The sequence below is a fragment of the Flindersiella endophytica genome, assembly GCF_054779015.1.
Map to the genome: position 1 here is coordinate 910,878 of NZ_BAAGYY010000009.1, position 26,301 is coordinate 937,178.

At 69.0% G+C, this 26,301-nt stretch carries 22 protein-coding genes; 12 read left to right on the top strand and 10 right to left on the bottom strand.

All coding sequences use genetic code 11. The features are described 5' to 3' along the window. Positions 1–34 precede the first annotated feature (34 nt). From purL to ACYVF6_RS09445, 3 genes are all read left to right on the top strand, one after another. Positions 35–2,308, top strand: a complete 2,274-nt coding sequence (gene purL, locus ACYVF6_RS09435; protein WP_460518696.1) for a phosphoribosylformylglycinamidine synthase subunit PurL — start codon at positions 35–37, stop codon at positions 2,306–2,308. 94 nt (positions 2,309–2,402) lie between these two features. Continuing rightward, the gene (locus ACYVF6_RS09440) at positions 2,403–3,989 is read left to right on the top strand and encodes a peroxidase family protein (protein ID WP_460518698.1); all 1,587 of its coding nucleotides are present in this window, start codon (positions 2,403–2,405) and stop codon (positions 3,987–3,989) included. A gap of 202 nt (positions 3,990–4,191) precedes the next feature. Next, positions 4,192–5,508: a helix-turn-helix transcriptional regulator gene (locus tag ACYVF6_RS09445; RefSeq protein WP_460518701.1), complete on the top strand. Its 1,317-nt coding sequence runs from the start codon at positions 4,192–4,194 to the stop codon at positions 5,506–5,508. Between the two features lie 121 nt (positions 5,509–5,629). On the opposite strand, the gene ACYVF6_RS09450 is transcribed toward ACYVF6_RS09445, so the two are convergent. From ACYVF6_RS09450 to ACYVF6_RS09465, 4 genes are all read right to left on the bottom strand, one after another. Further along, positions 5,630–7,201, bottom strand: coding sequence for an alkaline phosphatase D family protein (locus ACYVF6_RS09450; protein WP_460518704.1), 1,572 nt, complete (start codon positions 7,199–7,201; stop codon positions 5,630–5,632). A 163-nt stretch (positions 7,202–7,364) separates the two neighbouring features. Next, positions 7,365–9,617, bottom strand: coding sequence for a peroxidase family protein (locus tag ACYVF6_RS09455; protein ID WP_460518707.1), 2,253 nt, complete (start codon positions 9,615–9,617; stop codon positions 7,365–7,367). 256 nt (positions 9,618–9,873) lie between these two features. After that, complete coding sequence (locus ACYVF6_RS09460; RefSeq protein ID WP_460518709.1) at positions 9,874–10,281, bottom strand: hypothetical protein; 408 nt, start codon at positions 10,279–10,281, stop codon at positions 9,874–9,876. Between the two features lie 78 nt (positions 10,282–10,359). Next, positions 10,360–10,875, bottom strand: a complete 516-nt coding sequence (locus tag ACYVF6_RS09465; protein WP_460518712.1) for an EXLDI protein — start codon at positions 10,873–10,875, stop codon at positions 10,360–10,362. A 96-nt stretch (positions 10,876–10,971) separates the two neighbouring features. Between ACYVF6_RS09465 and ACYVF6_RS09470 the strand changes: the two genes are divergently transcribed. Next, positions 10,972–12,075 carry a glycoside hydrolase family 27 protein gene (locus tag ACYVF6_RS09470; RefSeq protein ID WP_460518715.1) on the top strand — a complete coding sequence of 368 codons (1,104 nt, stop codon included), beginning with the start codon at positions 10,972–10,974 and terminating at the stop codon, positions 12,073–12,075. Here ACYVF6_RS09470 and ACYVF6_RS09475 read toward each other — a convergent pair. Beyond that, positions 12,072–12,521 (bottom strand): hypothetical protein, encoded by a 450-nt coding sequence (locus ACYVF6_RS09475; protein ID WP_460518718.1) that lies wholly within the window; start codon positions 12,519–12,521, stop codon positions 12,072–12,074. The genes ACYVF6_RS09470 and ACYVF6_RS09475 overlap by 4 nt on opposite strands. A gap of 542 nt (positions 12,522–13,063) precedes the next feature. Between ACYVF6_RS09475 and lon the strand changes: the two genes are divergently transcribed. From lon to ACYVF6_RS09490, 3 genes are all read left to right on the top strand, one after another. Beyond that, positions 13,064–15,412: an endopeptidase La gene (lon, locus tag ACYVF6_RS09480; protein WP_460518721.1), complete on the top strand. Its 2,349-nt coding sequence runs from the start codon at positions 13,064–13,066 to the stop codon at positions 15,410–15,412. A gap of 20 nt (positions 15,413–15,432) precedes the next feature. Beyond that, positions 15,433–15,864, top strand: a complete 432-nt coding sequence (locus tag ACYVF6_RS09485) for a group II truncated hemoglobin (protein WP_460518724.1) — start codon at positions 15,433–15,435, stop codon at positions 15,862–15,864. Positions 15,865–16,028: 164 nt separating this feature from the next. Further along, a complete protein-coding gene (locus ACYVF6_RS09490) occupies positions 16,029–16,163 on the top strand; it encodes a hypothetical protein (RefSeq protein WP_460518726.1) in 135 nt (44 codons plus the stop codon). 28 nt (positions 16,164–16,191) lie between these two features. Here the strand turns inward: ACYVF6_RS09490 and ACYVF6_RS09495 are convergent, their stop codons facing one another. Continuing rightward, complete coding sequence (locus ACYVF6_RS09495) at positions 16,192–17,493, bottom strand: cytochrome P450 (RefSeq protein ID WP_460518729.1); 1,302 nt, start codon at positions 17,491–17,493, stop codon at positions 16,192–16,194. Continuing rightward, a complete protein-coding gene (locus tag ACYVF6_RS09500) occupies positions 17,490–18,065 on the bottom strand; it encodes a TetR/AcrR family transcriptional regulator (RefSeq protein ID WP_460518732.1) in 576 nt (191 codons plus the stop codon). The genes ACYVF6_RS09495 and ACYVF6_RS09500 overlap by 4 nt, the downstream gene beginning before the upstream one ends. A gap of 146 nt (positions 18,066–18,211) precedes the next feature. Here ACYVF6_RS09500 and ACYVF6_RS09505 point away from each other — a divergent pair, with 146 nt between their 5' ends. After that, a complete protein-coding gene (locus tag ACYVF6_RS09505; protein ID WP_460518735.1) occupies positions 18,212–19,939 on the top strand; it encodes a glycoside hydrolase domain-containing protein in 1,728 nt (575 codons plus the stop codon). Between the two features lie 506 nt (positions 19,940–20,445). Then, on the top strand, positions 20,446–20,814 hold the full coding sequence (locus ACYVF6_RS09510) for a hypothetical protein (protein WP_460518738.1): 369 nt from the start codon (positions 20,446–20,448) through the stop codon (positions 20,812–20,814). A gap of 31 nt (positions 20,815–20,845) precedes the next feature. On the opposite strand, the gene ACYVF6_RS09515 is transcribed toward ACYVF6_RS09510, so the two are convergent. Continuing rightward, the gene (locus tag ACYVF6_RS09515; RefSeq protein ID WP_460518741.1) at positions 20,846–21,625 is read right to left on the bottom strand and encodes a carbonic anhydrase; all 780 of its coding nucleotides are present in this window, start codon (positions 21,623–21,625) and stop codon (positions 20,846–20,848) included. A 133-nt stretch (positions 21,626–21,758) separates the two neighbouring features. Here ACYVF6_RS09515 and ACYVF6_RS09520 point away from each other — a divergent pair, with 133 nt between their 5' ends. Both ACYVF6_RS09520 and ACYVF6_RS09525 read left to right on the top strand, forming a co-directional pair. Continuing rightward, positions 21,759–22,148, top strand: coding sequence for a sterol carrier family protein (locus ACYVF6_RS09520; RefSeq protein WP_460518743.1), 390 nt, complete (start codon positions 21,759–21,761; stop codon positions 22,146–22,148). Positions 22,149–22,456: 308 nt separating this feature from the next. Then, positions 22,457–23,368, top strand: coding sequence for a peptidoglycan-binding protein (locus ACYVF6_RS09525; RefSeq protein WP_460518746.1), 912 nt, complete (start codon positions 22,457–22,459; stop codon positions 23,366–23,368). An 11-nt stretch (positions 23,369–23,379) separates the two neighbouring features. On the opposite strand, the gene ACYVF6_RS09530 is transcribed toward ACYVF6_RS09525, so the two are convergent. Further along, positions 23,380–24,228, bottom strand: coding sequence for a DUF2785 domain-containing protein (locus ACYVF6_RS09530; RefSeq protein WP_460518749.1), 849 nt, complete (start codon positions 24,226–24,228; stop codon positions 23,380–23,382). Positions 24,229–24,318: 90 nt separating this feature from the next. On the opposite strand from ACYVF6_RS09530, the gene ACYVF6_RS09535 reads away from it, so the two are divergent. After that, entirely contained in the window at positions 24,319–25,551 is a 1,233-nt protein-coding gene (locus ACYVF6_RS09535; protein WP_460518752.1) for an MFS transporter, read from the top strand. Here ACYVF6_RS09535 and ACYVF6_RS09540 read toward each other — a convergent pair. Next, the gene (locus ACYVF6_RS09540; RefSeq protein ID WP_460518755.1) at positions 25,544–26,239 is read right to left on the bottom strand and encodes an alpha/beta fold hydrolase; all 696 of its coding nucleotides are present in this window, start codon (positions 26,237–26,239) and stop codon (positions 25,544–25,546) included. The two genes, ACYVF6_RS09535 and ACYVF6_RS09540, sit on opposite strands and share 8 nt — an antisense overlap. Between the last annotated feature and the right edge of the window lie 62 nt (positions 26,240–26,301).

The following is a 26,301-nucleotide window of genomic DNA, read 5'->3' on the forward strand; positions in this document are numbered from 1 at the left end:
ACCGTTGGCATCGCTCAGCGCCCTCTCGTCCAGCATGGAGAACAGCCCGGTGACCGTCGACACCGTAAAGATTGCCGAACAGACCCCGGACGTCGAGCAGCCATACGCGGAGCTTGGGCTGAAGGACGACGAATACACCCGCATCCGCGACATCCTCGGCCGCCGCCCCACCAGCTGCGAGCTCGCGATGTACTCCGTGATGTGGAGCGAGCACTGCTCCTACAAGAGCTCCAAGGTCCACCTGCGCAAGTTCGGCCAGCTCCCCGACGAGACGGCCAGGGGCAAGCTGCTCGCCGGCATCGGCGAGAACGCCGGCGTGATCGACATCGGCCAGGGCTACGCCGTCACGTTCAAGGTCGAGAGCCACAACCACCCGAGCTACGTCGAGCCGTACCAGGGCGCGGCCACCGGCGTCGGCGGCATCGTGCGCGACATCCTCGCGATGGGCGCCCGCCCGGTCGCGGTCATGGACTCCCTGAGATTCGGCACGGCAGACGCCCAGGACACCCACCGCGTGCTGCCCGGCGTGGTCGCCGGCGTCGGCGGGTACGGCAACTGTCTCGGCCTCCCCAACATCGGCGGCGAGGTCGTCTTCGACGAGACATACGCCGGCAACCCCCTGGTCAACGCGCTCTGCCTCGGCGTCCTGCGGCACGAGGACCTCCATCTCGCCAAGGCGTCCGGCGTCGGCAACCAGGTCATCCTGTACGGCGCCAAGACCGGCGGCGACGGCATCGGCGGCGTGTCGGTGCTGGCGAGCGAGACGTTCAACGAAGGTGGCCCCACCAAGCGTCCCGCCGTCCAGGTCGGCGACCCGTTCATGGAGAAGCTGCTCATCGAGTGCACGCTCGAGCTCTTCAAGGAAGACATCGTCGTCGGCATCCAGGACCTCGGCGGCGCCGGCCTGTCCTGCGCCACGTCCGAGCTGGCGAGCGCCGGCGAGGGTGGCATGCGCGTCTGGCTCGACCGGGTGCCGCTGCGCGACTCCTCGCTCGCACCCGAAGAGATTCTGATGAGCGAGTCGCAGGAACGCATGATGGCGGTCGTCGAGCCGGCCAACGTCGAGCGTTTCCTCGAGATCTGCCGCAAGTGGGACATCCCCGCGACCGTCCTCGGCGAGGTCGACGACACCAAGCGGCTCACGGTCGAGTGGCACGGCGAGATCGTCGTCGACGTGCCGCCGCGGACGGTCGCGCACGACGGCCCGGTCTACGAGCGCCCGTACGCCCGGCCCGGCTGGCAGGACACGCTGCAGGCCGACACCACCGACAAGCTGGACCGCCCCGGCACAAGCGACGAGCTCCGCGCGACGATCCTCCAGCTCGCCGGCTCGGCCAACCTCTGCGACCGTTCCTGGGTCACCGACCAGTACGACCGCTACGTACTCGGCAACACCGTGCTGGCCCAGCCCGACGACAGCGGCGTGATCCGGGTCGACGACGAGACCGGCCTCGGCGTCGCGCTGGCGACCGACTGCAACGGCCGCTTCGCCAAGCTCGACCCCTACGCCGGCGCGCAGCTCGCGCTCGTCGAGTCCTACCGCAACGTCGCCGCGTCGGGCGCCCGGCCGCTGGCCGTCACCGACTGCCTCAACTTCGGCTCGCCCGAGGACCCCGCGGTGATGTGGCAGTTCGCTCAGGCCGTCGACGGCCTGGCCGACGCCTGCCGCGAGCTGGGCCTGCCGGTCACCGGCGGCAACGTCAGCCTCTACAACCAGACCGGCGACACCGCGATCCTCCCGACGCCGGTCGTCGGGGTGCTCGGCGTGATCGACGACGTACGCAAGCGCACCCCCTCCGGCTGGAGCAAGCCGGGCGCGCAGGTCTTCCTGCTGGGCGAGACCCGCGAGGAGTTCGGCGGCTCGGAGTGGGCGCACGTCGTCCACGGCCACCTGGGCGGCCTCCCACCGGCGGTCGACCTCGCCGCCGAGCGCGCCCTGGCCGAGGTGCTGATCGAGGCCGGTGCCGGTGACCTGCTGGAAGCCGCGCACGACCTGTCGGACGGCGGGCTGGCGCAGGCGCTCGTGGAGGCCTGCCTGCGGCGTGGAGTCGGCGCCCAGGTGACGCTGCCGGAGGGCGACGCGTTCACGGCTCTGTTCAGCGAGTCCGCGGCCCGCGCTGTCGTGGCCGTCCGCGGCGAGCAGGAGGCCGCCGGCCTGCGCGCGCTGGCCGAGCGGCACGGAGTCACCGTGACGGCGATCGGCACGACGACCGATCGGGATGCTCTGGAGATCGAGGGGCATTTCGAGATCTCGCTGGCCGAACTTCGGGATGTGTGGTCGAAACCCCTTCCCGCACTATTCGAATAGTTTCCCTGCCGAACCAACCCAAGACCCCCAAGGAGGTAACGAGACCCCCTTGGGGTGCTGGGTAGGCAGCCTGGCCGGGCTGATGATCCCGGCTATGACAAAAAGAACCTGGAACGAATCCAAACGGCGGGCAAGCGGTTTCAGTCGCCGGCGTTTCCTCAGCGGACTAGGCACCGGAGCAGCAGGCGCTGCCGCGCTCGGGCCAGGTACAGCGCTTGCCGCACCCGCTCAGGAACGGATCGTCGTTCAGGCGACACCGTCGGACCGGTTCGGCCGCATGTTCCCCGACCTGCCGTCCTTCGTGGAGGCCAACGACCGTAACCGCGCCGCACTGATGGACATGGGAAGGCCGGGCGGGCTGTTGGACGCCCAGGACAACCTGGGCGCCGGTCCAGTTCAGCTGATCGCCGATCCCAACCTCAGCCTCAACAATCCCGACAACACGACACACACGGCCGGGACGACGTTCGTGGGCCAGTTCCTCGACCACGATCTGACCTTCGACACGACGTCGCCGCTCGGCGTGCCGACCGTGCCGGAGAGCTCGCCGAACAGCCGGACACCCGCGTTCGACCTCGATTCGGTCTACGGCGGCGGGCCGACCGCCAGCCCGAACCTCTATGATCCGGACCGGATCAAGCTGCGGATCGAGTCTGGTGGACTGTTCGAGGACCTACCCCGGCAGTCCAACGGCACCGCGATCATCGCCGATCCGCGGAACGACGAGAACACCATGATCGCCGGTTTGCACTGTGCGCTCATTCTGTTCCACAACCGGGTCGTCGACCTGTTGCGGAGCCAGGGAACTCCCGAGAACCAGCTGTTCGCAACCGCGCAACGAACGGTCCGTTGGCACTACCAATGGATGATCCTGCACGAGTTCCTGCCGCTGTTCATCGGCCAGCCGATGGTCAACGACATCCTCACCAACGGCAGACGTTGGTACCGCCCCGAACCCGGACCCGCGTTCATTCCCGTGGAGTTCCAAGGGGCCGCGTACCGGTTCGGGCACAGCATGGTGCGGCCGTCGTACCGGCTCAACCTGCGAGGAGACCCCGGCGGCGATCCTGCCACCGGTGCACCGGCCTTCTTCGGCTTCATCTTCGATCCGGCCGGGGACTTCGAGGCCGACCCGTCCGACCTGCGCGGTGGTGCCCGTGCGCCCCGGCGCTTCGTGGGATGGCAGACGTTCTTCGACTTCGGTGACGGGGAACTTCGGCGCAACAAGCTCATCGACACCAACATCTCCACTCCGCTGTTCCGCCTGCCCTTGCAGGCGATTCCCAGCCAGGATCCTCCGGTGTCGCTGGCACAGCGGAACCTGCTTCGTCAGCTGACCTGGAGCATTCCGGCCGGGCAGCGGATCGCGCAGGCGATGGGCCAGCCCATGCTGCACTTGCAAGAACTCGCGAACTACGGCGTAGCGCTGGAGAACCAGACCCCGCTCTGGTACTACGTCCTGGCAGAGGCCGAACGGCTGGCCGGAGGCCGTACCCTCGGGCCGGTCGGCGGCCGGATCGTCGGTGAGGTCTTCATCGGCGTCATGCAACTCGACCCAACGGCTTATCTCGCGGCGAATCCACAGTTCCGGCCGACTTTGCCGACTCAAACGCCTGGCAATTTCCGGATGACCGATCTACTGCGGTTCGCACGGGTTGATCCGGCGAGCCGTGGCCAGTAAACCTTCGACACAACAGAAAAGCCGGAAGGAAAGGAGCAAGGTAGCGCCAAAATTCCCCTGGGGCCTGGGCATTTGACGTAACCGGGGCCACACTCACGCAAGAGCGCTACGTTAACCAGTGCGTTATGTTGCACGTGCTCACACCATGCCGAAAGCACCACGGCCGGGTCGGCCATGGCGGCGGGCACCGGGAAGGGACGACGTGCAGACATCGTTGGCGCATGACCGGGCCGTGGGCTTGGCGATTCGGTCGCCCAGGCGCCTGTTTCGAGACGCGCTGGCCGCCTGCCTCGGCAGCCGGCCGGAGTTCTCGGTCGTCGGGCACGTAGGAGCCGACGCCGATCTCCTTCAGCTGTGCAAGTTGCGTTCCCCAGAACTGGTGCTGTTCGACGCGGGCAGCTCGATCGCCGAATCGCTAGGCCCGCTTCGTGAACTGCACGCTGGTTTCGCCCGGATCCGGGTGGTCGTGGTCTACGAGCGGCTCACGTCGGAGGAGTTGACGGCCGCCTGGAAGCTCGGTGTCGACACGTTGGTTCCGTGCTCGCACGGCCTCGACGCGCTGCTGGTCGTCCTGCAGCAACGAGCCCGGGTCGTGCGAGCCTGGCCGGAGCAACGCCGGCGCGAGACAGGACTCACCGACACCGAACGCGAGATCATCACGCTGATCGGCGCGGGGCACCCGGTCAGCCGGATCGCGGAGTTGCTTGGGGTAAGCGCTTGCGCGGTCGAGAACAGCAAGCGGCGGATTTATCACAAACTCCAGGTCGTGAGCCAGAGCCACGCGATCGCGCGGGCTTCGGCGTTGGGCTTGATGGATCGCCCGGCGCCGCCGAAGGTCGCGTCGCTTCGTACGGGCGGTGGCGTCGCGCTCGCGGCGCTGCGTGGTCCGGACGGGCCGTTGCGGGACCGGGTGGTCGTGTCGTTGCTGTCGAGCCGGATTCCCTTCGTGATCGACCGATCGGTGCGCCTCTCCGAGGTCGACACCTGGGACCGCTGGCACACCGGGCCGGTGCTGGTCGTGCTCGTCGACCCCGAACCGTCGGACTGGAAGGGAATCGACAAGCTGCAGGTGCCGGTGTTGCTGGTCAACTCCCGTACGTTGCCGCGCGGCGAGACACTCAAGGCGCTGGGTCGCGGGCTGACGGGGATCCTGGCCGCGGACGACGTCGAGAACGCACTGGCGCCCGCACTGCTGCTGGCGGCGGCGGGCTACTTGCTGGCCGGCCCGGAGTCGGCTTCCGAACTGGGTACTGTGATCCGGGCCCGCTCCAACGGCCGCGACGACGGGCTGCCGGAGCTGACGGTGCGCGAGAGCGAGATCCTCCGTTCGATCGCCGCGGGCGACACCGTGCGCCAGACTGCCCGGACGCTGGGGATCGCGGAGAAGACGGTGGAGAACACGCAGGCGCGGCTGTTCCGGAAGCTCGGCACCCACAATCGCGCGGGTGCGGTCGCGATGGCACACGCGCTCGGCCTGCTGGACCTGCCGATGGCGTTGCCGCAACGCCGAGCCCAGTAAGGGCTTGGGTGAGACACCGCGGAGACACCGCAAGGACAGAACAGGGAGCAAAAGCACAACAGAGGCAGGGTGAGCGGCCGGTCCTGGCTTGGGTACCAGGCTGGCCACCCGGCGTCGGCGCTCAGGCCCGCTCCAGCCCTTTCTTCCCGGCATGCACGACGAACTGCTCGCCCATGCCCGCTGTACCCGAGCTCGACTTCACTGTGCTCACCACACGCTGCGTCGCGAGCGCACGATCGCGGTCGATTTCACAGAGCATGTAGCCACGCCGCGAGTCGCCGTACTTCCAGTGCGGCGACTCCTTGATGATTGGGTCCCAGGTGCGGTGCCATGCTGCCTGGTCCTCGTCACCGTTGGAGGTGATCGACGTCGCGACCAGTTCGGAGGCCACGACCGGTGAGCTCTCCCGGTTGAAGTCGGGCTTCAGGTCGCACGCCATCGTCCAGTGCCGGTCACCGGTGACGACCAGCGGGTTGGATACGCGCGACGTGCCCATCAGCTCCATCAAGCGCTTGCGCTGTACGCGATAGCCGTCCCAGGGGTCCGTCCAGAGCACCTGCTCCGGACCTGTCTTCTGGTCGGTCTGCGCGACCGGAGTCTGGTTCGCGACGATGTTCCAGCGTTGCGAACCGGTCGTCAGCCCGCCGGTCAGCCAGCTTTCCTGCGCCGCGCCCGTCATCGTGCGCGCCGGATCGTCAGCCTGGGCAGGCGTCGTGGCCTGATCGGTGCGGTACTGCCGGGTGTCGAGGACGTGGATCCGCGCCAGCTCGCCCCATTCGAACCGCCGGTAGACCTGCATCCGCGTGGCGTTCGGACGGCTGCTCTGCCGCACCGGCATGTGCTCGTACCAAGCTTGGAACGCCGCGGCCTTGCGTGCCGCGAACGCCGACGGCGACTGCTTGTCCGGGTCCTGCGGCACCGCACCGGCCCAGTCGTTGTCGACCTCGTGGTCGTCGAGCGTGATGATCCAGGGAAAGTTCGCGTGCGCGGCCCGCAGGTCGGCGTCGGTTCGGTAACGCGCGTACCGGTTTCGATACTCCGCCAGCGTGAGTGGTTCGTGCGTGCCCTCGTGCTGCCGCACGGCGTCGGCGCTGGCGGCGCTCTCATAGATGTAGTCGCCGAGGAACGTCACGAAGTCCACGTCCTGCCGGGCCAGGTCGCGATGCGCGACGTAGAAGCCCTGCTGGTAGTTCTGGCAGGACGCGATCGCGAACCGCATCCGGGTCGGGTTGGATCCGGACGCCGGGGCGGTCCGAGTCCGGCCGACCGGAGAGATCTCGGTGCCGACGCGGAACCGGTAGTAGTACCAGGAGTTCGGCCGCAACCCTCGAGCCTCGACGTGCACGCTGTGCCCGAGGTCCGGACGCGCACTGCTCACGCCGGCCTGCACTCGCTGGCTGAACCGGCTGTCGGTCGCGATCTCCCACTGCACGGTGATGCTCCGGTTCGGCATGCCACCGCCATGGATCGGATCCGGCGCGAGCCGGGTCCACAACACGACCGAGTCCGGCAGCGGATCGCCGGAGGCGACACCGAGCCGGAACAGTCCGCTGGGCAGCTTGGGCACCTGAGGACCGGTGGGTGGTGGCGGGACGATCTTGCCGGTGGCGCTGGCAGGCGTTTGGCTGCCGAGCAACGCGGCACCGGAAAGGCCGCCGACGACGAGCAGGTGACGTCGCGAGATGTTGGCCATGCTGCCAAGGTCGCTACGGAATCCGAACGTAATGGCGGCGTTCGATGGCGGTTACTTGTTGAGCAGGTAAACGTTCCATGAGCATCGGCCGAGGGGCCGGCCCGGATGGATTTCCGGTAACCGGCCCCTGACCGTACGGTGTCCTGCTCCCTTCAGCTCGGCGTCATTGGATCGTGCATCGAGTGGTGTTGAGCGTGATGCTGGTCGGTCTCGAGTTGGTGGCGTTGTTCCAGACTCCGTTGAAGCCCGGGCCACTCAAACTCCCTCCCGGACCGATGTTGCGGTTGTACGACACGCCGCTCAGCTCCATCCGCCTCCCCTGCACGTTCGTGGAATCCCAGGACTGGCTGATGGTCTGGCCGTCGGCATACGTCCAGCGCACGGACCAGCCGGTGATCGGTGTCGAGCCGGTGTTGTTCAGCGTCAGCGCGACCTGGAAGCCGCCTGGCCACTGCGTCGTGACGTTGTACCTGACCGAGCAGCTCGTCGGCGGCTCCTCGCCGTTGACGGCGAACACGTTGTCGGACAGTTCGGCCCGCGGGATGTCGGTGTTCGCGGCGACGATGTCGCCGAGGTTGCGCAGGTAGTCGATGCCGTAGGTGTTCCGGATCGTTGTCAAGTCGGCGTTGGCGGTATTGCCGGCGTAGAAGAACCGGTCGCCGTCGCGCAGCCGCTGGAACTCCCTCGTCCAGATCGCGCGCTGAAGCTCGCCGAACTCACTGCCGGCCTGGTGCGGCTCGGCCAGCATGCCGACGAAGGCGTCCACGCTGTTCACGTTGCCGTTGTAGATCGCCCGCAGCCGGGCAGCCAACGGTGCTCCGCGAGTGGAGAAGTTGCCCTCCGCGTCCAATGCGTCGGCGTCGCCGGCGGGAATGACGTCACCGTTGAAGTCGCGCACCTGGGCGAAGGCCAGGCTGTTGCGGTTGTCCACACCGGTGCCGGCCGGGAACTGGTCGCTCGACTCGCCGGTGATCTGGGTGAACGACGTGCGCGGTGCGAGCCCGTAGGCCTGGCGGAGCTGGTTGTACGTGGGCATGCCGTGGTCCCGGTCGCGCTCGGTGTCGATCGCGCCCAGGTCGTTCACGACTCGGAAGCACTGCGGCAGCGTCGGCCCGTCCAGGCATTCGGGGTTGCCCGACACCGGGATCTGGAACAGGATGCTGCGCAGCTGGTTGTCGATCATCTCGTCGTTGTTGTACTGCGACTCGCCGCCGATGCCTTCCAGCATCGGGCCAAGCTGCAGGTCGGTCAGCAGGTCGGGGTTGCCGAACGCGACGTTCAGCGGGATCGCGAACTCCACCTCGTCGCCGTCGACCTCGACCTCGGCACCTTGGGCTTCGATCCGGTTCAGGGTCGCCTGGGAGTAGCGCGCGACATCGGCCTCGACCTCGAACTCACCATGGATCTGGCTGTGCGCGCGATATCCGACCGTTGCGAACTCGTTGGTCAGCGTCGAGTTGGTGTTGGGGTTGTAGCCGTTGTACGAGGGCAGCCGGATCCCCATCATCGGCAGGAACTCCTGGTAGGTGACCGCTTGCTCTTCGGCGATGACCACTCGCCGGGCGATCTGGAACTTCTCCTCCTCCGACAGCGAGCTCGGCAGCAGGCCGACGATCCGGTTGTGCTCGCGGGCGAACAGCGTCTGGGTCGCCAGCAGGCCGATGTTCTCGTTGGCCCGTACGTCACCGCCGACAGCTGCCCGTCCGGGCGTTGCGGCGAGCCGGCCCGGTGTCTCCATGAACGGAGCCGCCGACGCGTTGCCGCGCGCGTCCCGCCGTGGGAGGTACTGGTTGGACAGGAGAAGCCGGGCGCTGTTGTTGGCGATGTTGCCGTCGACCGAGCCCTCACGCAGCCACTCCAGTCGTGAGGTGGATCCGCCGTAGACCACGGCCGCGTCGATGTACGAGCTCACGGTGTTGATCTGCTGGCGGGCGTTGTTCACGCCCGTTCCCGGCGCGGCGGCCGAACGCTGGAACGGGATGACGCCGAGGTCGTTGGTGAAGTCCTCGAGTGGATCGGAACGGTTGAACGGGATGTTCGCCGTTTCACCCTGCGGATCGAACGGTTCGGCGCCGAGTCGCAGCCCGAACGTGTGGTCGAGGAACTGGCCCCAGACGAAGCCCCATTGCGTGACGTTGTGTTCGGAGAACAGGTTCTGTGCCTGGTCGTTGAACACGCGGTTGCTGATGTAGCGGGTGTTCGGCCCGCCCACGGGTGCACTCCGGCCGTCCGCGTAGTTCGCCGCCGCGACCCGTGCGTACTGAGTCCCGCCCTGTCCCCACGACGGATTGGCGGCGTTGTTGCCGCTGCCGTCCAGCGACTGCACCTGGATGGCCAGGGCACCGATCTGCGCCTCCTGCTGGCCGGGCGGTCTCGCAGCCCCAGCTGGCCCGGCCGTAACCGCGAAACCACACACCAGAAGGGAAGAGAGTAGTGCGATGGAGAGAGTCTGACTACGCCGTGCCATGTGTCCTGCCCTTCCCGGCCGTCACGGGCTCTCGGCGAGGCCGCGGGGTCGGAACAGAGGGATGGCGGTGACATACGCGCCGCTTTGGATAGCGGGAAACCTAATCGGCCCGGCTCGTCCCACGACAGGCACAAAGAACCCTTGGGCCTCTGCGCCCAAGGGTCCTTTTGGCAGGTTTGTTCGCGCGCGGGGCGCGGCTGTGGATCTAGTAGGGCGTGGACGGGTCGTCGGCGAACAGGAGCTTCGCGACAAGCGCCACGATCCCGAACACGATGAGGACCGCCGGCAGCGCCTGCAGGATGCCCGGCCACTGGCCGGCGACGGTCTTACGCAGGATGGCGACCACACCGCAGGACAGCACTGCGAGCAGCAGTGCGAACGGCGTGATCAGCATCAGCACGAAAACGAGGAACCAGGATCCCGAGCGCACGGGATCGACGTACGGGATCGCGAGCATGTCGAAGCCGACCAGCGCGAGGGCGCCGAGATAGGCGACACCGACGAGGATGATCGCCCAGAGATAGCCGCGACGTAGCTTGGCGGGTGGCCCAGGTAGCGGGCTCAGAGTGCTCTTGATCTGGCCTGTGCTCGAGGCGCCGGATTGTCCGGACATGGGTGCGGGGACTCCCTCCCTGGTGTGCAATCGATGGTAGCCCGCCCATCTGAACACCGCACCGCCATATTCGGGCGGTCAGATGTCGAGGTCCTCGACCTGGGGCTCGGTGATCCTTTGCTCGACCAGGTCACCCAGCTCGGCGGGGACGTTCTGCTTGAGGTTCTCGAGCGTGTCGTAGATGGCGAGGACGGTTTCCTTGGCTTCTTCCATCGGGTCGAAGTCGTCGTCGTGGGTCGCCCAGTCCATCGCAGCGCCCTTCATCACGGTCTTCATGCTCGCGCTGCGCAGGATCTCGACCGCGAACTTCTCCTTCTGCGTCCGGTAGACCTTGTAGGTCTCGAACAGGTCCTCTCCCGCCTTGTGCCGCCAGCGGGCGATCTCCGTGCCGACGAAGCGCTTCTGCTTGCGAAGCGTGCCGCGTCCGACCTTGACCGTGATCTCCTTCAGCCCTTCCACGGTGGCCTCCCTTACCTCGACGTATCGCCGCAGCGCCTGGCTGATGGCCTGCGACAGGTTGCCGCCGGCCAGCTCCTGTGCCCGGTTGTAGAGCTCCAGGTCGTTGTCCGCGACGTAGATAGTCTTGTTGGGCATATACGTATAGTGCTACGTATACGTAGAGCCGTCAAGAGGCCGGAACCAGACGGATCGCTTGCTGGGTCATCGGCGCCGTCCGTAACGTCGCGTTTCATGCCTTTGGACCTGAGCCTGGCGCCCACACCGCCGATGGGCTGGAACAACTGGAACACCACCAACGACCGGCCCGAGTTCAACGAGGAGCTGGTGCTCGCGACGATCGAGTACTTCCTCTCCTCCGGCCTGAAGGACGCGGGTTACGAGTACATCAACCTCGACGACAACTGGGCGCTGCCCGAGCGCGACGAGGCCGGTGACCTCGTGCCTGATCCGGCGCGCTTCCCGAACGGGATCAGGGCGCTGGCCGACCACGCGCACGACGTCGGCCTGAAGTTCGGCATCTACACCAGCGCCGGCATCAAGACGTGCTCGAGGATCGGCTTCCCGGGCGCGCTCGACCACGAGGAGCAGGACGCCAGGCTGTTCGCGTCGTTCGGCGTCGACTACCTGAAGTACGACAACTGCAACAACCAGGGCCGCGACGCCCGCCGCCGCTACACCGTGATGCGCGACGCGCTGCTCGCGACCGGCCGGCCGATCGTCTACTCGATCTGCGAGTGGGGCCAGAACAAGCCGTGGGAGTGGGCCAAGGGCGTCGGCCACCTCTGGCGTACGACCGGCGACATCAGCGACCGCTGGGACAGCCTGCTGGAGCTGACCAAGCTCAACATGGTGCTCGCCGACCACGCCGGACCCGGGCACTGGAACGACCCGGACATGCTCGAGGTCGGCAACGGTGGCATGACCGTGACGGAGTACCAGTCGCACTTCGCGCTGTGGGCGATCATGGCCGCGCCCCTGCTGATCGGCTGCGACCTGCGCCGGATCTCGCCGGAGAACCTCGAGATCCTGCTCAACACCGACATCATCGCGATCGACCAGGACTCACTGGGCGTGCAGGGCCGGCCGGTGCGCTCGGAGGACGGGCACCACGTGTTCGCCAAGTCCTTGTCCGGCGGGGACGTCGCGGTGGCGCTGTTCAACGAGACCGACTCGGCGGCCGAGATCACGGTGGCACTGGCCGAGCTCGGGCTGGAGTCGGCCGGGTCCGCGACGGACCTGTGGACGGGCGACCGGACAACGGCCGGCAGCGGTGGGCTGGGCGCCGAAGTGCCGGCGCACGGAACGGCGATCTTCCGGGTCAACCCGGCGAACTAACGCAGGATGAGCCACGCGATCGTCGCGATCGCGTAGACCGCGAGCGCGGCCAGCAGGCCCTGAACGCCGCCGCGCCACTTCTTGGCCGGTCCGTACTGCATGGTGAGCACGAGCACCCAGGCCGCGCCGGTGCCGAGTGCGGCGTAGGGCGCCGACGCCGCGGCCAGGAACACCGCGCTGGACGTACCGGTGCACAGTCCGCCAAGGCTCTGGCAGAGCTCCGCCTGGCCGTTGGGGTTCGCCAGCGACCACAGCAGGAATCCGGCCAGGCCGAGGAGGTACGGCACCAGCGTGAAGACCGCGCCCCAAAGCAGCCCGTGACCGGCTGTCGGCCGGCTACCGGCCCTGCCCGCACCGACGGACGGCGCGGCAGGGCGGCCGGCGGCCTTGTCATTGGCCCCCGTGCGATCCGCGCCGGAGGATCGGCGCGTGGTCCCCATGATCATGAGCTCCAGGATTCCCGTGCGTGACGTGGACTCAAGCGTTCCGGTACGGGGCGGTTCCGGCATCCGTACAAGTACTCAGGCCGGTCCTGAGTACGTCGCTGCTAGCGCGTCCCGCCTTTGGCCGATCTCCAGGAGCGGGTCGAGCCGGGGGTGATCGCGGCGTGGCTGCGGACCTCGGGACTCGAGGTGGAGCGCCCGCAGACGAGGCAACGGCGGTCGTCGTCCGGCGCGGGCACATAAGGAGAGCTGCTGCTCGAGGCAACGGGAGAGGGTCGGGGCGAGACCCCCTCCCGCCTGGAGCTGCCAGCGGCGGCCCGGATCGGGCGGGGATCCGTAAGCCGGCCGCGGCTACGCGGCCACCGGTGTGCGGGGCGGTGACCGGTAACTAGAACGCTAATGCTTCGGAGCGGTCCGTGGAGGCGAGCGGAGGAACTGTGGATAACTCGGCGGTGGAAACCGGGTTCGCTCTGAGCGGACGATCAACCCGTCGTCCACGGGCTTCGCCGGGAATGGTGTAAGCGTGTAATCGCGTTGCAGGTGGCATGACGAAGCTGACACTGCCACTGCTCTTCCTCGACGACACCGTGGTCCTGCCCGGCATGGTCGTGCCGGTGGCCTTGGACGGCGACCGGCAGGCGGCCATCGATGCCGCCAAGCTCGCGAACGGGGTCGGCGCAGCCGGATCCGACGACCCGCGAGTCCTTGTTGTTCCGCGCATGGACGGCCACTACGAAAACGTCGGTGCGCTCGCTGAGATTTCCAAGATCGGACGGTTGCCCACAGGCGAGCCGGCCGCCGTCCTGCGTGCGATTGCCCGCGCCGAGGTCGGCGTCGGCGTCAACGGTCCTGGTGCGGCGCTCTGGGTCGAGGCGACGACGCTCGACGAGCCCGAAACCGACGACCACACCCGTGAGCTGGCCCGCGAGTACAAGTCCTTGCTCGTCTCCATCCTGCAGGACCGTGGCGGCTGGCAGGTGATCGACGTCGTGCAGCGGATCACCGACCCGAGCGAGCTGGCCGACGCGGCCGGCTACGCCACCTGGCTTTCGGAGGAGCGCAAGCTCACTCTGCTCGGCACGCCCGACCCGGCCGAGCGCCTCACGCACCTGATCGAGTGGTCGCGTGAGCACCTCGCCGAGGTCGAGGTCACTGAGAAGATCCGCGAAGACGTACGCGACACGATGGAGAAGTCGCAGCGGGAGTACGTCCTGCGCCAGCAGCTCGCCGCCATCCGCAAGGAGCTCGGCGACGACGAGCCGGACGGCGCCGACGACTACCGCACCCGGGTGGAGGCCGCGGACCTGCCCGAGAACGTCCGTGAGGCCGCGCTTCGCGAGGTCGGCCGGCTGGAGCGCGCGTCCGAGCAGTCGCCGGAGTCCGGCTGGATCCGGACCTGGCTCGACACCGTGCTGGAGCTGCCGTGGAGCGCGCGCACCACCGACACGCCCGACGTCAAGGCTGCTCGTGAGGTGCTGGACGCCGACCACGCCGGCCTGGACGACGTGAAGGAACGCATCGTGGAGTACCTCGCGGTGCGTACCCGGCGGGTCGACCGTGGCCTGGCTTCGATCGGCGGTCGCGGCAGCGGTGCCGTGCTGGCGCTGGTCGGTCCGCCCGGCGTCGGCAAGACTTCGCTCGGCGAGTCGGTGGCCCGGGCGCTGGGGCGGAAGTTCGTCCGCGTCTCGCTCGGCGGCGTCCGCGACGAGGCCGAGATCCGCGGTCACCGCAAGACCTACGTCGGCGCGATGCCGGGCCGGCTGGTCCGCGCGATCAAGGAGGCCGGCTCGATGAACCCGGTCGTCCTGCTCGACGAGATCGACAAGGTGGGCTCCGACTTCCGCGGCGATCCCGCGGCGGCGCTGCTCGAGGTGCTCGACCCGGCGCAGAACCACACGTTCCGCGACCACTACCTCGAGGTCGACCTCGACCTGTCCGACGTTCTGTTCCTGGCGACGGCCAACGTGATCGACACCATCCCGCCGGCCCTGCTGGACCGGATGGAGCTGGTCTCGCTCGACGGCTACACCGAGGACGAGAAGGTCGCTATCGCGCGTGACCACCTGCTGCCCCGGCAGCTGGAGCGTGCTGCGCTGACCGCCGACGAGGTGGCGGTGTCGGACGGCGCGCTGCGTACGATCGCGGCGGACTACACGCGGGAGGCCGGGGTGCGTTCGTTCGAGCGCTCGCTGGCGAAGATCCTGCGCAAGGTCGCGACGACGCTGGCGAACGACCCCTCCAAGGCGCCGGTCTCGGTGGACGTGCTCGACCTGCGCGACTACCTCGGCCGGCCGCGCTTCCAGCCCGAGTCGGCACGCGACGGCAAGACGCCTGGCGTGGCCACCGGCCTGGCGGTGACGGGTGCCGGTGGTGACGTCCTCTACATCGAGGCCGCGACCATGCCTGGCGACGCCGGGCTCACGTTGACCGGTCAGCTGGGCGACGTGATGAAGGAGTCGGCGCAGATCGCGGCGTCGTACCTGCGGGCCAACGGCGCCCGGCTCGGCATCCCGACCGAGGCGCTGGGCGAGCGGCGCGTGCACATCCACATCCCCGCGGGCGCGATCCCGAAGGACGGACCGTCTGCGGGCGTGACGATGACGACCGCGCTGGCCTCGCTGCTGTCCGGCCGGCCAGTACGTCCGGAGGTCGGCATGACCGGAGAGGTCTCGCTGACCGGACGGGTACTGCCGATCGGTGGCGTCAAGCAGAAGTTGCTCGCGGCGCATCGTTCGGGCCTCACCGAGGTGGTCCTGCCGAAGCGCAACGAGCCCGACCTGGACGACCTGCCCGAGGACGTGCTGTCGGATCTGCAGATCCACCTGGCCGAGGACGTGTCGGACGTCGTGCGGATCGCACTGGCGCCGGCCGAAGTCGCGGCGCAGGCCGCCTGATCTCGGGCATCCTGATCTCCATGGCGACCCTTTTCGAGTACGCCGGAGGCGCGCCGGCCATGCGGAAGCTGGCCGGCGCGCACTACCGGCGCTGCCAGACCGATCCCGTGCTGGTCGAGGTGTTCGGAACGACGCCTCGGCCAGAGCACGTCCAGCACCTGGCCGACTGGCTGGGTGAGGTCTTCGGCGGGCCCGCTGTCTACACACAACAGCACGGCGGGCACAACGCCCTGCTCCAGCACCACGCGGGCTTCCACATCACCGAGGGGCAGCGGCAGCGCTTCGTCGAGGCGTTCCTGGAAGCGGCCGACGAAGCCGGCTGGCCGGCCGACGAGCGCTTCCGTACCCGCGTCAAGGAGTACGTCGAGTGGGGATCGGCGATCGCGCTGGACGTTTCGCAGTCCGACGAGGTCCCGCACTCCGACCAGCCCGTCCCGGGCTGGGACTGGTGAAAGTGGCGTGCGTCGGGTGCCGCCCACCGGCACAATGGCGGCGTGAACGCTCAGCCGCCGGGATCGGAACGCTTCGCCGATCCCGTTGTGTCGCTGTACGCCCTGGCTGAGGACCCCGTCCACGTGGTCTGTCCGGCCTGCCGGTGCCGCGCCGAGGTGGCGCCGTGGCTCGACGGGGAACCGCCGCGCAGTCGGTACTCCGCTTGGTGGCCAGGCTGCCGGCGTGGCTGAAGTCGGCCAAGCACCGCACCGAGGTCCTGCGGACCATCGATCGGCTGCGAGCGTCCCTTCCGCGGTGACGGGCGTTACGCCGGCCGGGCTGGAACCTCAGACCCGCACCGGCAGCTCGGCCAGGCCGCGCAGGGTGACCATCTTGCGGCGGGTGACGCGGCCCGCCACCCGAAGCTCCGGCAGTCGTTCCGCGATCGCCTGGAACGCGACCACGCCTTCCAGCCGCGCCAGTGACGCACCCAGGCAGTAGTGGATGCCGCTGGAGAACGCCAGGTGCTCAGCCGCAGCGTCCCGCGACAGGTCGAAGCGGGCGGGGTCGGCGAACACCTCCGGGTCCCGGCCGGCGGCTCCCGTGAGCAGCAGCACCGCGCGATCCTTGGGGATCACCCGGCCGCCGAGCTCCACGTCCTCGTGGGCGATTCGCTCGGTCAGCTGCACCGGCGAGTCGTACCGCAGCGTTTCCTCGACGGCCTTCGGCGCCAGCCCGGCCGGGTCCGCGCGCAACGCGGCCCACTGTTCGGGGTTGGACAGCAGGGCGTACGTCCCGTTGCCGATCAGGTTGACCGTGGTCTCGAAGCCCGCGACGAGCAGCAGCGCGCAGACCTGCAGCAGCTCACCGACCGACAGCGCGCCCGGGGTGTCGTCGGTCCCGAGCGCGACGACGAGCCGGCTGATCACGTCGTTGCCGGGTGCCCGCCGCCGCTCGGTCAGCAGTTCGGTGAACAGGTCCTGCAGCTCGCCGATCGCCCACTGCAGTTCGCGGGCGTGGCGTACGGACCGGATGCCGTCCAGCGAGACGCCGAGCGCGTTGCCGTAGCGCGCCAGCCGGCCGATGTCGACCTCCGGAATCCCCAGCAGGTCGGCGATGACGTAGATCGGCAGCGGCCGCGCGACCTCGGCCATCAGGTCGAACCGGCCCTCGCGTTCGCCGCGGGCGATGGCGGCGTCGAGCAGCCGGTGGACGACCTTCTCGATGCCTTCGCGATAGCCGGCGATCTGCTTCGGCGTGAACGCCGGCATCGCGAGCCGGCGCAGCCGCGTGTGGTCGGGCGGGTCGAGGACGAGGAACGCGGGGTCCCAGCCGTCGCCGAGTTGCGGCTCGAAGTAGTCGGGCACCGGCAGGTGCCGGAACTCCGTCGAACGTACGCCGAACCGCCGGTCGCGCAGGATCTGGTTGGCCAGCGGATGGCTGGCCGTCGCCAGCCGGCCGACCCGGCTGCGGTAGAGCGGGCCCTCGGCCCGGATGCGTTCGTAGACGGGGTACGGATCACGGCGTCCGGCCGGCGTGACGAGCTTGGCCACCAGGTCGCCGCGCGCGGCGAGCATCCGGACGCCGAAACGTTCGAGAGCCACCCGCGTCGCGAGCTGCCGGGCGCGTGGGTCGGTGAGAACGGTCATGTGGGTCCCAGCCCCTCCAGGAGAGTGGACAGCACCAGTGCCGGTGCGTCCAGCGCCGCCAGCCGCCCGACGGCGACTCCTTCCCAGGCGACGTAGATCTGCGCGTAGAGCGTCGACACGAACCACCAGCCGGGCCGGTCGTCGCGCAGCAGGCCGGCCTTGCGGGCCAGCGCGCCGACGGCGGCGATCATCGGGTCGATGCCGCAGAGCCGGTCCTTGATCGCCGGCTCTTCTTCCAACGCGGGCTGGCGGAACAGGAACGCGAGCCCGGCACCGAGCGGCGCCAGCTCGCGGACCAGTTGCTCCAGCCCGGCTCGCGCGTCCTTTTCGGCGGTCTCGACCGCGGCGTTGATCGCCTGCTCGGCCTGGTTGAGCGCCGCGTGCGCGACGGCGACCAGGAGGTCCTGCCGGGTGGCGTACTGCTTGTGCAGCGTCGTCCGCCCGATGCCGGCAGCCGCCGCGACCTCGGCGAGCGAGGCGGACGGGTTGACCGCGAGCACCTCGGCGGCCACCTCGAGCACCGTGGCTCGACGAGGCGGCGCGGGCCGAGACGTGCCGATCGGAACAGTCATGTTCACAACGGTACGCCCGTGACCGCCTCCTATGCCAGCCCCGACCGTTGCTCACTGGCAGCTTTTGGTCGTGGCAGCCTGCTGCCAGCAGGAAGACGACTCCGCACTTCTGCCGGGAATCTGTGCGTACGGATCAGGAGGTATCCATGCGTACTCGCCTCACGGCACTTTCTGCCTTTGTGCTCCCACTCGGCTTGGCGATCGCGGCTCAACCGGCACTGGCCGCCCAGCCGCCGGTGCCGGCCGAATCGCCCGCGGGGTACAAGCCCGTCACCTATCACGGCTATCGCGTCGACGTGCCCGCATCGTGGCGAGTCGTCGACCTGGCGAAGGACCCGACCGCCTGCGTGCGGTTCGACATCCCGTCGGTCTACCTCGGTCACCCCGGCGAGTCCACCTGCCAGAGTGGGCTGATCGGACGTACTGCCGGTCTGATCATCGAGCCCCTGGACGGCAAAGCGGCCGCCCATCTCACGCCTGCCGTCCGGACCACTGCGGGCGGCGCGCCCACGCTCTCCGACCAGATCCAGGTCGCCGACGAACGTGCGGGCGTCCTGGTCACCGCCGGGCACACGCCGGCGACCGAACCAGCCGTACGCAGGATCCTGAGCGCCGCGAAGCTGGTCGACGGCGGCAAGCCGGCGAAGCTGGCGAGCGTCGCCGGCTTGGCCAAACGGCAGTCCGGGGGCGTCACCACGCAGGCCGTCGCGGCGCCCGGAACGTACACCGGCAAGGGCTTCGACGCCTGCGCCGCGCCCTCGCAGAGCGCGATGAACGCCTGGGGATCCTCGCCGTACCGTGCGATCGGCATCTACATCAGCGGCATCTCGCGGGCGTGCAGCCAGCCCAACCTGACCGCCACCTGGGTCAGCAACCAGACCGCGAACGGCTGGCACCCCTGGCCGATCGAGGTCGGGCGGCAGGCGCCGTGTACCGGCTATACCAACAAGATCTCCACCGACCCGGCGACCGCGCGTTCGCAAGGCATCTCGGCGGCCAGCGCGTCGGTGACGGCCGCGTCCAACCTCGGTATCGGCGCGGGAAGCGTTATCTACAACGACATGGAGGCCTACACGCGCGGCGGCAGCTGCACGACGGCCGTGCTGACGTACATGGATGGCTGGACCGACCGGCTGCACGAGCTTGGTTACCTGTCCGGCTTCTACTCCAGCGGCGCGTCCGGCGTGGCCGACATGGTGGCCACCTACAACAGCACGACGTACACGCGACCGGACCACATCTACTTCGCGTGGTGGAACAACGTCGCCGACCCTGACGGTGGGTCGTACGTACCCGACAACTACTGGGAGAACGAGCGGATCCACCAGTACCGCGGCGGGCACAACGAGACCTACGGCGGCGTGACGATCAACATCGACAACGACTACCTGCGGGTGGCGAGCGGCCCGCCGCCACCGCCGTCGTGCGCGAACCAGACGCTGGACTTCACGGCGTACTCCACGATCCAGTCCGGTTCTTCCGGCGGGTTGGTCTGGGCGGCGCAGTGCCTGCTCGAGGCACAGGGCCAGGACGTCGGGACGCCGGACGGGCAGTTCGGGCCGAACACGCAGACCGCGGTGCGGGCGTACCAGACCGCGAAGTCGCTGCCGGTCACCGGTGTGGTCGACTCGCACACCTGGACGGCTCTGCTGTCGGCCGGCTCGACGCCGACGCTGCGGAACGGGTCGGCGGGGGAGGACGTCCGGCGGCTGCAGCGGTCGCTGACCGCGGCGCTGGGACGCACGGTCGGGATCGACGGGCAGTTCGGGCCGTTGACCGAGCAGGCGGCGCGCGACTACCAGTCCTCGCGTTCGCTCGGCGTCGACGGGATCGTAGGTACGCAGACGTGGGGAGCCCTGCAAGCAGGCCGGTAGTACCTAGGCGCAGTTGAGTACGCGGCCGGATATGACGAGAGGCCGTGGCGGACGACCATCGAGGTGCAGGTCCGCCACGGCCTCACCCAACCTCAACGGTCGCCCTGGGACGGGAGGAGGCGTGGCGGCCGCCGGGCCGCCGCTGACGACCCTCTCCATCCCCACGTTGTCGCGGCGGTTGGGCACCGGGGCCCGCATAGCGTGCAATCTCCGGCGGGGTGCGGGCCGGGCCCTGCGCCAGGCGGCAGGTTTCACACCACTGCCGCCTGGCGCCGGCGGTCCGCGATCCTCCGTCGCCACTACCCGCGCGAGTGTGACCGCTGACCGGGCAGTACACCCGGTCTCGGGTCGCCGCCGAGGCCACGAGGACCCTGGACGCCAGACACGTCCTGATCCGAGCGCCGAGCTGCCGGTGCGAAACGGGTGACTCCCGGCATCGAAGACAGGTCTTGCTCTTCTGGTGCCACCCGCGGCTCGTGGGTGAGTCTGGCCGTAGGAGGTGCGCTATGGCTACTCAGCATCACGTTGCCGGCTCTCCGTTGCCGGCAACACCCAAGGGCCTGCAGAGCCTCTGGCGCGCATGGGTCTCGCTGGCGTTGCTGCCGGTGGGGTTCGTCCTCGCGACCCTGCTCGGCGATTGGCTGTTGAGCCTGCAGGGTTACCAGAGCGAGGACACGATTCCGCTCACGGCCGCGCTGTGGGCGGCCGGCCCGGCCTTGCTCGTGCTGATCGCGCCCGCCGTGGGTGCTGTGATGTACGGGCTGCGGGCCCGCGCGCGTGGCCGGTCCGCAGGGCTCGTCGTGGCGGTCATCGGCTGTGCGGTCGCCCTCGGGACGATCGCGCTCAACGTGCTCGCGTTCGCATTCGCGCGTTGACTCCGGCCACGCCGAGGCCCGTGGGCTCGAGCTAGCGGCCCTTGGGCGCCAGCACGGAGGAGTCGGTCACGTAGCCGGTCTCGATGTCGTAGACCACCGACATCAGCTGCACTTTGCCCTTGCGCAGCGACCATTCGAGCCCGACCGAGCGTTCCTTCAGTTCGGTCGCCGTCCGGATGGTCTGCTCGACCACACAGCTCTTCCAGAACTTGTCCGGGTCGGAGTTGCGCTTGGTCGTACGCACGGCCGGCTCGATCGACCGAACCAGCGAGGCCAGGTCTCCGGTCACCTTGCCCTTGCCGTCGACCATGTCGATCGCCGCCTTGACCGCGCCGCAGTTGGTGTGGCCGAGAATGACGATCAGCGGGATCCGCAGGTGCGCGACGCCGTACTCGATGCTCCCGATCACCGCGTCGTCCAAGGCCTCGCCGGCCGTACGCACAGTGAGCAGGTCGCCGAGGCCCTGGTCGAAGATGATCTCCGGCGCCACTCGCGAGTCGACACAGCTCAGGACGAGCGCGAACGGCTGCTGGCTGGTCGCCAGTTCCTCCCGCCGCTTCGGGTCCTGGTGCGGGTGCTGGGTCTTGCCGCCCGCGAACCGGTCGTTGCCGACCACGAGGCGCAGCCACGCGTCTCCCGGAATCGGTTGCGGTGTCTGGATGGCGGCCTGACGTACGTTGGCGCGGTCGCCTGCCGAAGCCGATGGTGGTTTCGGCGGTTCCGAACAGCCGCTCAGGGCTGATCCGGCGACTGCGAGGCCGCCGAGCCCCAGCAGTTTCCGCCTTGATACTCCGCTACCCCTCAGAGTCACCCGAGTGATCGTAGGCGAACGTCCAACCGAACGATCATCAGATGGCAGATTCGGTCCGGCTGTTTCCTTCCGAGGGCCTACGCGGCGGAGCCGCATAATCCAGTACGGCGCGGACCCCGGATAGTCTCTTCGCGTGCCTCGCCAACTCAAGCCCGCCGACCCTGCCGAGGCTGCCGCCGCACTCGACCGCGTACGCCCCGTGCTGGCCGGCGCCGGTGCCGGCGACTCCGACTCCCCGGCAGCGCCGGAAGACCTGCGGTTGCTGGTACGGCACTATCTCGCGCGGCTCTCGCAGGTCGCGCCCGGCAACTCCGTCGAGGTACGCATCCCGCCGTACGCCGCGATCCAGTGCGTACCCGGCCCGCGGCACACCAGAGGCACCCCACCCGGCGTCGTCGAAACCGATCCGGTGACCTGGATCCGGTTGGCGATCGGTGAGCTGAGCTGGGCCGAAGCCGTCGACGAGGGCCGGTTGATCGCGAGCGGCGAACGGACGGACCTGTCGGCGTACCTGCCGCTCTGAGCGCCCGCCAGAAATTTCTCGAGAAAATCGGAACCGCTGGGAACCGCCCTGGGAACCGGTCCGTCATAGGGTCGGTGGTCCGAAGCCATCACGACGAGGCCCCCGCGCTACCCCCCGACGCGGGGGCCTCCTCATGTCCTGATCCACCTCAGCGCGTTTCGGTTGCGCCTGTGAGCGCGAATCTCGTGAATCCTCTTCAGCCGGCGTGACAGCCTGGCAACTTGGTGCCGTCGAACTGGCGGGCGACCGCCGGCTCCCTGATATTTGCGGGCACGAAGATCTTCCGGTGCCCAGGGTGGGGAGCTTTGATGAAGCGGTTCCTTCTGCTCGGCGTATCAATCCTGGTGGTCCTGATACTCGGCGTCCAGGCGCCGGCACAGGCCGCCGACTGGCCGACCGTGCAACGTGGCGCGGCCGGCCTGAACGCGCAAGCCGTTCAGTACCTCCTGACCGCGCGTGGCTTCGCGACGACCGCGGACGGCCAGTTCGGCCCGAACACCGAGACCCAGGTCAAGGCGTTCCAGTCCGCCCGCGGCCTGACCTCCGACGGGATCGTCGGCCCCGCGACGTGGGGTGCGCTGGTGTCGAACGTGCAGTCGGGTGCGAGCGGCAACGTTGTGTACGCGGCGCAGGCGCTGCTCAACAAGCACGGTCACACGCTGGTGTTCGACGGCCAGTTCGGTGCGCGCACCGACACCGCCGTGCGTTCGTTCCAGTCGTCGCACGGGCTGTCGGCCAACGGTGTCGTCGACGCGAACACCTGGCGTGAGCTGGCAGGCGCGTCGGGCGTGGCGTACTCGCTGATCATCCCGAAATACCTCCTGCCGCGCGGCGAGTTCGACGACCCGCACCACGACTACCCGGCCGTCGACCTGCCGGTCGGGGTCGGCACCGACGCGTTCGCCGTCCGTCGCGGCACGGTCACGATCGTCGACGACAGCAGTTGTGGCCGCGGCGTCATCCTGAACGCGACCGACGGCGGCCGCTACGTCTACTGCCACTGGTCGGCGTGGTCGGTCTCCAGCGGCTTCACCGTCGACGCCGGCCAGAAGATCGGCGACAGCGGTAACACCGGCAACTCGACCGGCCCACACCTGCACTTCTCGGTCCAGATCGGTACGGGCGCTCGGCGTTGCCCGGGCCCGCTGCTGCTGGCGATCTACGACGGCACCACACCGCCTGCCCTGAGCAGCCTGCCGACGTCCGGCTGCACGAACTAGGGCCGAACGCCTTACCCGGTGTGCGGTTCGAAGCCGGCGAGGGTGTGGGCCAGCCTCTCCTTCACCGCTGTCGCGTGTGGCAGCGGCCGGGGTTCGGCCCACCCCTCGCCGTCGTGCTGCCGTACGCCGCGATCGGCGAGCACGTAGAGGGCGCGAAGGGTCCGGACGGTGTTCGACACCCACGGCGGAATCGTGGTGCGGTCGCGTGAGCGCAGCGCGGTCGCGATCGTCTCGAGCCAGCCCGTCGCCTCGACCTCCGAGAGCTCCGGCCGGAGCAGAACGGTCGCGAGCGCCGCGGCCAGGCGATCGTCCTCCGCGTAGGCGAAGACGTACGGCGTCGGCGCGATCAGGCGGGTCGCCGCGAGTTCGAGCAGGTCGGCGAGCTCGGTGGTTCCCAGATGAGGTGAGCCGCCCAGCTCGTCGAGGAAGTCCGAGCCGTGAGCCACCGCGTGCAGCCAGCCGAGATCGTCGTCCCAGCCGCGCAGGTCTTCCTCGGTGGCGTACCAGGCGGCGAACGCGTCCCGCCAGCGCAGCACGCGCTCAGGCTCCAGCAGGCCGGCCCCGGCACGGGTGTCGCGCAGCACGGCCGACGCCAGGATCAGCACCGCGAACGTCCGGGCCTGGATGTCCTGGTGGGACAGCGTTTCGGCCATCCGGTCGCCGAGCGCGGCCAGGTCCTTGTCGAACAGGCCGCGACGGATCCAGGTCGCCAGCACCATGAACGCCTGCTGGTCACGCAGCACGGGATCCGCCGAGCGCAACGCTTCGACGAGCTCGTCGACGAGCTCGCGTGCCTCCCGCCCCTCTGGCGGGATGAAGTCGGCCGCGACCACCGCGGCCCAGTCGGTCTTTGTAGTCACGTCCAGTGATCCTAGGCGTCGGCTAGACTTCCGGGCACAACCGCAGATCGAAAGCAAAGGGACTGAGGTGGGCGTGCCTGGGAGGCATGCGTGCTTCGTCCATCCGGTGGCCTGTGGAGCCACCCGTTCTTCCTCACCTACTGGTCGGCTCAGTCGCTGTCCCTGCTCGGCATCCAGGTCGGGCGGATCGCGCTTCCGCTGCTCGCGATCCTGACGTTACGAGCCAGCGCGTCCGACGTCGGTCTCCTGCTGTTCGCCGGCACCCTGCCGGCCCTGGTGTTCGGCCCGTTCGCGGGCCTGCTCGTCGACCGGCTGCCGCGCCGCCTCGTCCTGGTCGGGGCGCATGCGGGCCGGGCGGCCCTGCTGGCAACGGTGACGGTGTGCGCCCTGCTCGGCGTGCTCAGCCTCCGCCAGCTCTTCGCGACCGCGGTCCTCGTCGGCGGCCTCGACGTCTGCTTCCAGGTCGCCTACCGCTCGTACCTGCCGTCGCTGGTCGATCCGGCGGAGCTGCCCGAGGGGTACGCGAAGCTCGCCGTCACAGACGGCCTGATGCGTACGACCGGACCAGGGATCGGTGGTGCCGTCGTGCAGGCCCTGGGCGCGGCGGCCGCGGTCGGCCTGCAGGCGTTGACGTTCGCGGGCGCCGGCCTGCTGCTGGCCAGGATCCGCCGCTCCGAGGCCGTCCCGGCCGACCGGCACCGCGAGCGGCTGTGGCCGGCCCTGCGCGCCGGCTGGACGTTCAGCTGGCGGCAGCCGCTCGTACGCGCCTTTCTCTTGTCCGAAACGGGTTTCGGCTACGCGTTCGCCGTGATGTTCAGCGTCCAGCTGGTCTTCTTCACCGGATCGCTGGACCTGTCGCCGTTCGAGATCGGCCTGATCTTCGCGATCGGCAGCGTCGGTGGCCTGGTCGGCGGGCTGCTGGCCCGCCCGATCGGCGCCTGGCTCCAGACCGGCCGGTCGATCGTCACGGGCTCGCTGCTGCGGGCCGCCGGCCTCGCGCTCTTCCCACTCGCAGCGATCGCCGGCTCGTTCGCGCTTCCGCTGCTGATCGCGGCGAGGCTGGTCAACGCGTTCGGCTGGACGCTGTGGGAGGTGCACCAGGAGACCACACAACAGCTGCTGACACCGGCCGGTTTGCGGGGTCGCGTCAACAGCACGGGACTCTTCGCCATGCAGGTCGCCGACGCGCTCGGCATGGCGACCGGTGCCGCGCTCGCCGGCGTGGTCGGCGTCCTGCCCACGCTCGTCGCTGGTGCCGTGGCGGCCGTACTGAGCAGCGCGTTCCTGGCCGTGCGCGCGCTGTGGACCTACCGGCTCAGCTGACCGCCCGTACGATCGCCTCGCCGAGCTCGGCCGGCTTGGTGAACATCGGCCAGTGGCCGGTCGGCAGGTCGACGTACTCGACGGCGCGCAGCTTCCCGAGCTCCCGCAGGTTGCTCTCGCCCGCCGCCGTCCACTCGCGCAGCTGGGCGCTGGTGAACTCGCACGCGATCAGTGTGGACGGGACGTCGTACCGCCGCTCGTCGGTGAGGTGGACGGGATCGCGGCTGATCAGTCCCGGCCACGGGATCGCCCGCTCGCGGAACTCCGCACGCAACTCGTCGGAGAGGTCGACGAGGTCCTCGTCGTCGAACAGCGACCAGTCCGGCAGCGGGACCTCGCCGTTCTCGACCGGCAGCCCGGAGTTGAGATGCCCGCCGTCGCCGGTGGGCCAGCTGTCGACGTAGACGACCCGGGCCACCCGGTCGATCCGTGCGTCGGCCGCGGCGTGCGCGAGGGCGCCGCCCATCGAGTGCCCGACGACGGCGACCTGGCCGTCGGCCGAGTCGATCGCCGCGACCACCGCGTCCACGAGGTCCTGCAACGTGACCGTGGAGCGGTCGGCGGCTTTCGACTCCATGCCGGGCAGCGTGAGCGCGTTCGCGCGATGCCCGGCTTTCTCGAGCGTGGGTACGACGGCATCCCAGGCCGAGCCGTTCAGCCACATCCCCGGAATCAGGATGATCTCCATGGGTTCCTTTCCAACCGCGCAACGATCCAAAGTTTTCGAACGTTCGGGAATGCTAGTCTAAT

Bases quoted from the DNA above. Each gene is read 5' to 3' on its own strand.
- purL (WP_460518696.1), top strand. From the start codon at position 35: ATGGAGAACAGCCCGGTGACCGTCGACACCGTAAAGATTGCCGAACAG.
- ACYVF6_RS09440 (WP_460518698.1), top strand. From the start codon at position 2,403: ATGACAAAAAGAACCTGGAACGAATCCAAACGGCGGGCAAGCGGTTTC.
- ACYVF6_RS09450 (WP_460518704.1), bottom strand. From the start codon at position 7,201: ATGGCCAACATCTCGCGACGTCACCTGCTCGTCGTCGGCGGCCTTTCC.
- ACYVF6_RS09460 (WP_460518709.1), bottom strand. From the start codon at position 10,281: ATGTCCGGACAATCCGGCGCCTCGAGCACAGGCCAGATCAAGAGCACT.
- ACYVF6_RS09465 (WP_460518712.1), bottom strand. From the start codon at position 10,875: ATGCCCAACAAGACTATCTACGTCGCGGACAACGACCTGGAGCTCTAC.
- ACYVF6_RS09470 (WP_460518715.1), top strand. From the start codon at position 10,972: ATGCCTTTGGACCTGAGCCTGGCGCCCACACCGCCGATGGGCTGGAAC.
- ACYVF6_RS09475 (WP_460518718.1), bottom strand. From the start codon at position 12,521: ATGATCATGGGGACCACGCGCCGATCCTCCGGCGCGGATCGCACGGGG.
- lon (WP_460518721.1), top strand. From the start codon at position 13,064: ATGACGAAGCTGACACTGCCACTGCTCTTCCTCGACGACACCGTGGTC.
- ACYVF6_RS09485 (WP_460518724.1), top strand. From the start codon at position 15,433: ATGGCGACCCTTTTCGAGTACGCCGGAGGCGCGCCGGCCATGCGGAAG.
- ACYVF6_RS09495 (WP_460518729.1), bottom strand. From the start codon at position 17,493: ATGACCGTTCTCACCGACCCACGCGCCCGGCAGCTCGCGACGCGGGTG.
- ACYVF6_RS09500 (WP_460518732.1), bottom strand. From the start codon at position 18,065: ATGACTGTTCCGATCGGCACGTCTCGGCCCGCGCCGCCTCGTCGAGCC.
- ACYVF6_RS09505 (WP_460518735.1), top strand. From the start codon at position 18,212: ATGCGTACTCGCCTCACGGCACTTTCTGCCTTTGTGCTCCCACTCGGC.
- ACYVF6_RS09510 (WP_460518738.1), top strand. From the start codon at position 20,446: ATGGCTACTCAGCATCACGTTGCCGGCTCTCCGTTGCCGGCAACACCC.
- ACYVF6_RS09525 (WP_460518746.1), top strand. From the start codon at position 22,457: ATGAAGCGGTTCCTTCTGCTCGGCGTATCAATCCTGGTGGTCCTGATA.
- ACYVF6_RS09540 (WP_460518755.1), bottom strand. From the start codon at position 26,239: ATGGAGATCATCCTGATTCCGGGGATGTGGCTGAACGGCTCGGCCTGG.